Annotated in this window: 6 protein-coding genes and 1 pseudogene; 5 read left to right on the top strand and 2 right to left on the bottom strand. The window is 66.7% G+C overall.

Features of this window, described 5'->3' with window-relative positions; genetic code table 11:
• Positions 1-83 precede the first annotated feature (83 nt).
• The 3 genes from AB7O82_RS36065 to AB7O82_RS36055 are packed head-to-tail and all read left to right on the top strand — an operon-like array spanning position 84 to position 3,074.
• The gene (locus AB7O82_RS36065) at positions 84-1,250 is read left to right on the top strand and encodes an ABC transporter ATP-binding protein (protein ID WP_428551038.1); all 1,167 of its coding nucleotides are present in this window, start codon (positions 84-86) and stop codon (positions 1,248-1,250) included.
• Positions 1,251-1,252: 2 nt separating this feature from the next.
• Positions 1,253-2,233, top strand: coding sequence for an ABC transporter permease (locus AB7O82_RS36060; protein ID WP_428551035.1), 981 nt, complete (start codon positions 1,253-1,255; stop codon positions 2,231-2,233).
• 1 nt (position 2,234) lies between these two features.
• The gene (locus AB7O82_RS36055; RefSeq protein WP_428551032.1) at positions 2,235-3,074 is read left to right on the top strand and encodes an ABC transporter permease; all 840 of its coding nucleotides are present in this window, start codon (positions 2,235-2,237) and stop codon (positions 3,072-3,074) included.
• Between the two features lie 94 nt (positions 3,075-3,168).
• Here AB7O82_RS36055 and AB7O82_RS36050 read toward each other — a convergent pair whose 3' ends face one another.
• Positions 3,169-4,704: an amidohydrolase family protein gene (locus AB7O82_RS36050; RefSeq protein ID WP_428551029.1), complete on the bottom strand. Its 1,536-nt coding sequence runs from the start codon at positions 4,702-4,704 to the stop codon at positions 3,169-3,171.
• A 36-nt stretch (positions 4,705-4,740) separates the two neighbouring features.
• On the bottom strand, positions 4,741-5,226 hold the full coding sequence (locus tag AB7O82_RS36045; RefSeq protein WP_428551026.1) for a nucleoside deaminase: 486 nt from the start codon (positions 5,224-5,226) through the stop codon (positions 4,741-4,743).
• A gap of 305 nt (positions 5,227-5,531) precedes the next feature.
• Here AB7O82_RS36045 and AB7O82_RS36040 point away from each other — a divergent pair, with 305 nt between their 5' ends.
• Positions 5,532-6,536: an isopenicillin N synthase family dioxygenase gene (locus AB7O82_RS36040; protein WP_428551024.1), complete on the top strand. Its 1,005-nt coding sequence runs from the start codon at positions 5,532-5,534 to the stop codon at positions 6,534-6,536.
• Positions 6,537-6,794: 258 nt separating this feature from the next.
• Positions 6,795-7,003, top strand: a pseudogene (locus tag AB7O82_RS36035) (serine hydrolase); the annotation flags it as partial.

Below are 7,003 nucleotides of genomic sequence, written 5' to 3'. Positions count from 1 at the left end.
CTCAGGGTGAGGTTCCTTTGTAAGTCAGCACCTATGACGGGTGCTTCTCGGCATCCACCGCCGTGCCCAGTGCCGATATCCGCATGAATGCGGTCCCCGACAGGTCCTCGCCGCAGGTCGATCTCGAGCTTCGCGGCATCGCCAAGAGCTTCGGCGACTTTGTCGCCCTCGAGCGTGTCGATCTTGCCATCGAGCGCGGCGAGTTCGTCGCCATCATGGGGCCGAGCGGCTGCGGCAAGACCACGCTGCTGCGCATCGTCGCCGGCCTCGAATCGATGTCGAGCGGCCAGCTCCTGCTGCGCGGGCAGGACATCTCGGCGCTGCCCGTGCACAAGCGCAGCACCCGCCTGGTCTGGCAGAACTTCGCGCTGTTCCCCCATCTCGACGTGCGCCGGAACATCGCCTTCGGCCTCACGCTCGGCCGTCACGACAAGGCAGCCGTCAAGGCCAGGGTCGAGGAGATCGCCGAGCTGGTCCAGCTCGGCCCGTTCCTCGACCGCCGCATCGGCCAGCTGTCCGGCGGGCAGAAGCAACGTGTCGCCATTGCGCGCGCGCTCGTCACCGAGCCGGAGATCCTGCTGCTCGACGAGCCGCTGAGCGCGCTCGACGCGCATCTGCGCATCCGCATGCAGAGCGAGATGAAGCGCCTGCAGCAACGGCTGGGAATTTCCTTCCTCTACGTCACACACAATCAGAGCGAGGCCTTCTCCATGGCCGATCGCGTGGTGGTGATGAACAAGGGACGGATCGAGCAGTACGGGCCGCCGGAGGAGATCTACACGAAGCCGAAGACGCACTTCGTGGCCGAGTTTGTCGGCAGCAACAACATCTTCGACGGCAAGGTCGTCGAGGTGGCAGGCGGCCTGATCAAGGTGCAGTGCGCCGACACCATCATCAGCGCCGCCGCGGGCGAGCGGCCACCCGGCAAGGGCTCCACCGTCTCTCTCGTGGTCCAGGCAGACAAGGTCAGGAGCAGGCCGGCGGGCGCCGCAGCCGAGAACAGCCTGAGGGCCGTCCTGTCGGGGCGGGAGTTCACCGGCTCCCAGGTGATCTACCATCTCGAAACCGTTGCGGGCGTCGAGGTCAAGATGGTGGCGCAGGAACCGTTCAGCCAGACCGAGCGGGCCGGCATCAACACGACCATGCAGCTCTACTGGTCACCCACCGACACCGTCGTGCTGCGGCCCACGATCGTGCCGGGTGTCGAGAACATCCCGGGTGGCCGGTCGTACGTGGCTGTAGGAGCCTGACCGTGGTCGCGTCAATCGCCGACAGGGCAATGCCGGATACCGCCCCCGAGACGGCGGCAAGCCCGGGCGGCAGCTCGATCCCGGGCGGCAGCTCCATCCCGGGCGCAAGCCCCATGAAGATCCTGGGCATCGGGCTGCCGCTGCTCTATTCGGCCGCCTTCTTCCTGGCGCCACTGGCATTCCTCATCGTGCTCGGCTTCTGGCTGGTCGAGGACTTCCAGGTCGTCCCGGCGTTCTCGCTGGAGAACTACCTCGACATCGCCCAGCACATGTTCGCCAAGTCGAACTATGCGCTCGCCATCGCGCAGTCACTCTGGGTGTCCCTCACCACGGCGGTCCTGGCCGTGCTGGTCTGCTATCCGATGGTGCTGGCGATCGTCTACCTGGCGCCGCAGTCCCGCCATCGCCTGCTTCTCATGCTGGCGGTTGCCCCTTTTTGGAGCAGCTATGTCCTGCGGCTGTTCTCCTGGCAGATCCTGCTGGCCAACAAGGGCATCATCAATTCCGGCCTTGCCTGGGCCGGGCTGGAGAATCTCCAGTTCAGCCTGATCTACACCCAGACGGCGACCCGGATCGGCCTGATCCACTACCTGGCGCCAATCCTGATCGTGGTGCTCTACGTCACCGTGGCCAACATCGATCGCGACCTGATCCAGGCGGCGCGCGATCTCGGCGCCACGCGCTGGCAGGCCTTCCGCCGCGTCATCCTTCCGATGAGCCGAACCGGGTTGGTGGTCAGCACGAGCTTCGCCGCGATTGTGAGCTTTGGCGACGTGCTGGCCGGCGCCCTGCTGGGCGGCGGCGCCGGCGCCTCGATCCTGGGCTCGGTGCCGCTGTTCTCGAACATGATTATGAGCGAATACGCGAGCTCGACCAACCTGCCGCGGACCTCGGCACTGGCGATGATCCTGGTGCTGGTCATGATCCTGATGCTGGCCGCCGGCGCCGCGCTGGCCGAGCGCAACAAGCCCGACGTGACCTGAGATGGCGTCCGTCGTCCAGCCCGATCCGCTTGCCGCCGACGGCCGCGGGTGGCGCGTCGCCGGCCGCCTGTACATGGCGATCGGCTACCTCTTCCTGGTGCTGCCGATCGCCACCATGATCGTGTTCTCCTTCCAGAAGGGTCAGTTCGCCAGCATCCCGGGGCAGGGCTGGACCCTGCAATGGTACGGCAAGCTGTTCAGCGACGGAACACTGCTGGAGGCTTTGCGCAACAGCCTGATCGTCTCGCCGCTGGCGGCGACGGGCGGCTGCATCCTGGGATTCCTCGCTGCCTATGCGATCCACCGTTTTCGCTTCCGCGGCCAGGGCGCCTTCTCCGTCCTGCTGGTTCTTCCCGTCCTGATTCCGCCGCTGATCCTCGGTGTCGCCTTCCTCGGCCTGCTGTCGCGGATCGGCCTGCAGGGTCAGCTGCTGAGTGTGATCCTGACCCACGTGGTCATCGTGACGGCGCCGGCCATGGCGGTGATCCAGCTCAGGCTCGGCCAGATGCCCGCCTCACTCGAGGAAGCGGCCTGGGATCTCGGCGCCACCGATCTGCAGACGCTCTACAAGGTCGTGCTGCCGTTCACCCTGCCGGGGATCGCCGGCGGCTGGCTGCTCGCCTTCACCTTCTCGTTCGACGAGTTCATCATCGCCTGGTTCGTCTCCGGCTTCGAGCAGACCCTGCCCGTGGCGGTCTATGCCTACATCGTCGGTTCGGTCGATCCGTCGCTGAATGCCGTGGGCAGCATCGTGTTCGGGCTGTCGGTGCTGTCCCTGATCGGCGTCGAGCTGCTGCTGTTCCCGATCCTGTTCTCGCGCTACAGATCGGCCGCCGCCTGAGTCATCGGCGTGGCGGCAAGCCGTCAGTTGGCACGCCGGCAAGCGCCCTGGCTCTTTGAACATCCCTCGAGTCATCGGCACGGCGGGCAAGCCGTCAGCTGGCGCGCCGGTTGTGGCCCTTCCAGGCCGGCATGTCGCTGCCATAGCGGTTGATCCCGACATCCATGCTGGTGCAGCGCTTGTGGATGGCGGCAAAATAGGGATGGAAGACCGCGTTCTCCGCCTCGGTGGCGGCGTGCGCCGGACGATAGGCGGCCCAGGCCTCGCGCAACTCCGCCAGGAGCTCACCCTCGTTCACGCGGACCAGCTTGCCGTCCTCGACCACGATCTCACCGTTCACCATCACGCTTTCGATCGAGCTGCCGTTCTCGCAATAGACCAGATGGTTGCGCAGGTCGTTCAGCGGCGTGAACGGTGCGGTATTGAGATCGAGGATCACCAGGTCAGCCTTCTTGCCGGCCTCGAGGGAGCCTGTCTCGTGACCGAGCAGCGCGCTCTTCGCCCCCTTGATGGTCGCGCATTCCAGCACCTCGGAGGCGGCGACCCAGGTATCGTAGTCAGGTGAGCTGACGGAGTGCAGCAGGCCGGCCGCGTGCATCACGTCGAACATCCGCGGCGTGTCGTTGCTGCAGATGCCGTCCGATCCCAGGGCGACATTGACGCCCGCATCCAGGAGCTTGCGCATGGGCGCGATGCCGGCGCCGAGCTTCTGGTTGGAGATGACGTTGTGCACGATCGAGCAGCCGGCATCCCCCATCAGCGCGATATCGTCGTCGGTCACCCAGATCGAATGGGCGATCGTGGTGCCCGAATGCAACAGGCCGAGATCGTGCATGTAGCGGATCAGCGTCTTGCCGTGGAACTCGGGGCCGGTCACCGCCTGGGTCTTGGTTTCCAGGATATGAGTGTGGAACGGCGAGCCGATCGAGCGTGCCAGCGCGTCCGCCGCCAGCATCAGCGGCTCGGTGCAGCGCTGTGGCGCCGACGGCGCGATCATGAAGCGCAGCCGGCCCGATCGGTCGTTGAAGCGGGCCGCCGCCGACCTGCAGAAGTCGAGGTAGTCGCCCATGCCCGGCGTGGCCAGCGCGCCCGCTTTCGCGCGCAGATCGGCCGGCAGCATCTCGTGGGCGAACGGGATCGTGTCGAGGAACGGCCGATCCATGATGTGCCCGGAGACGTTGGCCCGCATGCCGGCGTCGTCATAGGCCTGGAAGACCTGCGCCAGCTGGTCCATCGACTGGCCGCCGAGCTCGTAGACATCGTCGACGACGGTGGTCACGCCGTTCTTCAGCGATTCCATGGCCACCACCATCGACCGTAGATAGATCAGGCGGTCGCCCGGCGGCTGGCCGCCCAGGATCGGGTAGCAGTAGAGCATCCACAGCTCGAGCGGCATGTTGTCGTAGCGGCCCTTGAACAGTGCCTCGCCGGAATGCAGGTGCCCGTTCACCAGGCCCGGCATGACCAGCCGGTCCCGGCCGTCGATCACGGTATCGGCAACCGGCGGGCCGAGATCCGGGCCGATCGCCCGGATGCGATCCGCCTCGACGAGGATGTCGCCGACGAACGGCGTGCTGCCGTGCTGCTTGTCCATGGCGATGATGCTGGCCTGGCGGATGAGGATGGACATGGTTGCTGCTTTCCCTGGGGTCGACGTCGAGGATGATCAGCGCCGCGGGCGGCTCATCAGGGCGGCCGACTGACCACTGTCCACCCATTCCTTGATGACGGCATAGGCTTCGTCTGCCATGAGCTGGCGGGCCGGGATCGAGCGCTGGCCGATCGGCTGGCGGACGTCATGGCCGAGACCGTCGATCGGCATCATGCCGGCCGTATCGGCCAGCGCATTGGCGTAGAAGACGCGGTCGATGCGGGCCCACCAGATGGCGGCGACGCACATCTCGCAGGGCTCGCAGCTGGTGTAGATGTCGCAGCCCGACAGGTCGAACGTGCCGAGGCGCCGGCATGCGTCACGAATGGCCGCGACCTCGCCATGCAGGGTGGGATCGTGGTCGAGCAGCACCGTGTTGCATCCCTCGCCGACGATCGTGCCGTCCTTGACGATGACGGCGGCAAAGGGCGCCGCGCCGATCTCCTGCATCTTGCGGCGACTGAGCTCGATGGCATGGCGCATGAAGTCGGCTTCGGTCATGACGGCCTCCCGCGACAGGCGGGGCATTCGCATATGCCAGTTCCTCCGTCACCCGAGCGAAGCTGCCCAAAGGGCCTGTCCTGAGCGCAGTCGAAGGGCGGCGCACGCGAGCGACCTTTCTTGGCCGATGCGGCAGCAAGAAAGGTCCCTCCACTACGCCTCGCTGCGCTCGGCTCCGGTCGGGATGACGAAATTTCTCTGTCAGATGCGAGTGCCCTCCCGCGACTGGGAACTCCCGAGCAAACAGCGTGCCTTGGCACATGGCTTGCTGCGGCCATCGCGCCGATTACCGGGGAGCGCTCGCAATGGCCTTGGCCGCGGTTCCTGTCCTCGACATCTCGCCCTTTCGCCAGGGAGACAGCGGCGCCAAGCTGGCCCTTGCCGCCGAGGTCGACCGGACCTGCCGGGAGATCGGCTTCATGGTGATTTCGGGCCACGGCGTCGACGCCGACCTGATCGCCGCCGTCGAGGCAACCAGCCGGGCCTTCTTCGATCTGCCGCTCGACGAGAAGATGCGCATCGTGCGGCCCGCGCCGGACGTGACTCGCGGCTACATCCCCTTCAAGGCCGAGGTCCTGGTGCGCAGCCGCGGCGGCAGCGCCGAAGGCGATCTGAACGAGAGCCTGATGATCGGCCCGCTCGATGTCGCCGACACGCCTTACTACACCGCACCGGCGGCGGGCCGCCATTTCGCCCCGAACCTGTGGCCGGAGCAGCCGGCCGGCCTGCGCCCGGCCTACGAGCGCTACTTCCGGGTGATGTCCGGCCTGGCGGCAGATCTGATGCAGCTCTTCGCACTGGCCCTCGACCTGCCGCAGGACCATTTCGCCGGCAGCATCGATCGCCACATCAGCCGCCTGCGCGTGCGCAACTATCCCGCGCCGCGGGAGGCGCCGGCCCCGGGTCAGCTGCGCGCCGGCGCGCACAGCGACTACGGCAGCCTGACCATCCTGAAGACCGAGGACCGGCCCGGCGGCCTTCAGGTGCAGGGCAGGAACGGCGAATGGCTCGACGTGCCGCACCGTCCCGGCTGCTTCGTCGTCAACATCGGCGACATGATGGCGCGGTGGACCAACGACCGATGGGTCTCGACCCTGCATCGCGTCGTCAATCCGCCACCGGACCGCGCCGCCGAGAGCCGCCGCCAGTCTCTCGTCTTCTTCCACAATCCCAACTACGACGCCGTGGTGTCCTGCCTGCCGGGATGCGCCACCGACGCCAACCCGCCGAGATATCCGCCAACCACCTCCGGCGGCCATCTGCGCGAGAAGTTCCTGAGCACGCAGCAGGCGATCGCTTACGCCGACTAGGTCATCTCCGATCCTCGAGATGACAAATGTCGCGTATCCCCATGTGGACCGCCTGTGCCGAGCGAAGCCGAAGGGAGGGAGCGCACCGGCATGCTTCAGGTCCTCGCTGCCGCTCGACCAGCCTCGGGCGCCGCGCCTGCGGTCAGCCAGTCGATGAGTTGCCTTGGCCTCGACTGCCGTCACACGTGCCTTGGGGTCGCCCCATAGCGGCCGTACGATCGATCGATGACAGTCCAACGCCAAGGTCGAAAAGGTCCCATGACGTCTCACCGGGAGCGTTTTCTGTTCCGGCGGACCTTGCTCGCCGGCGCCGCATCGCTGCTCGCGCCGCTGCCGGCGCTTGCACAGCAGGCTGCAACCAGGGAGAAGATCGCAGCGGCGCTGCCGAAGCTCAGGGAGTTCGCGCGACAGATCGTGGACAAGCGCGCAGTGCCGGGGCTCGCGCTCGCCATCGTCCATCGCGACGA

Origin of the sequence: Reyranella sp. (genome assembly GCF_050185545.1) — a bacterium.
GTDB lineage: Bacteria > Pseudomonadota > Alphaproteobacteria > Reyranellales > Reyranellaceae > Reyranella.
The sequence above is the reverse complement of the archived record's forward strand: the minus strand, read 5'-3'. Positions and strand labels throughout refer to the sequence as shown.

Bases quoted from the DNA above. Each gene is read 5' to 3' on its own strand.
- AB7O82_RS36065 (WP_428551038.1), top strand. From the start codon at position 84: ATGAATGCGGTCCCCGACAGGTCCTCGCCGCAGGTCGATCTCGAGCTT.
- AB7O82_RS36055 (WP_428551032.1), top strand. From the start codon at position 2,235: ATGGCGTCCGTCGTCCAGCCCGATCCGCTTGCCGCCGACGGCCGCGGG.
- AB7O82_RS36050 (WP_428551029.1), bottom strand. From the start codon at position 4,704: ATGTCCATCCTCATCCGCCAGGCCAGCATCATCGCCATGGACAAGCAG.
- AB7O82_RS36045 (WP_428551026.1), bottom strand. From the start codon at position 5,226: ATGACCGAAGCCGACTTCATGCGCCATGCCATCGAGCTCAGTCGCCGC.
- AB7O82_RS36040 (WP_428551024.1), top strand. From the start codon at position 5,532: ATGGCCTTGGCCGCGGTTCCTGTCCTCGACATCTCGCCCTTTCGCCAG.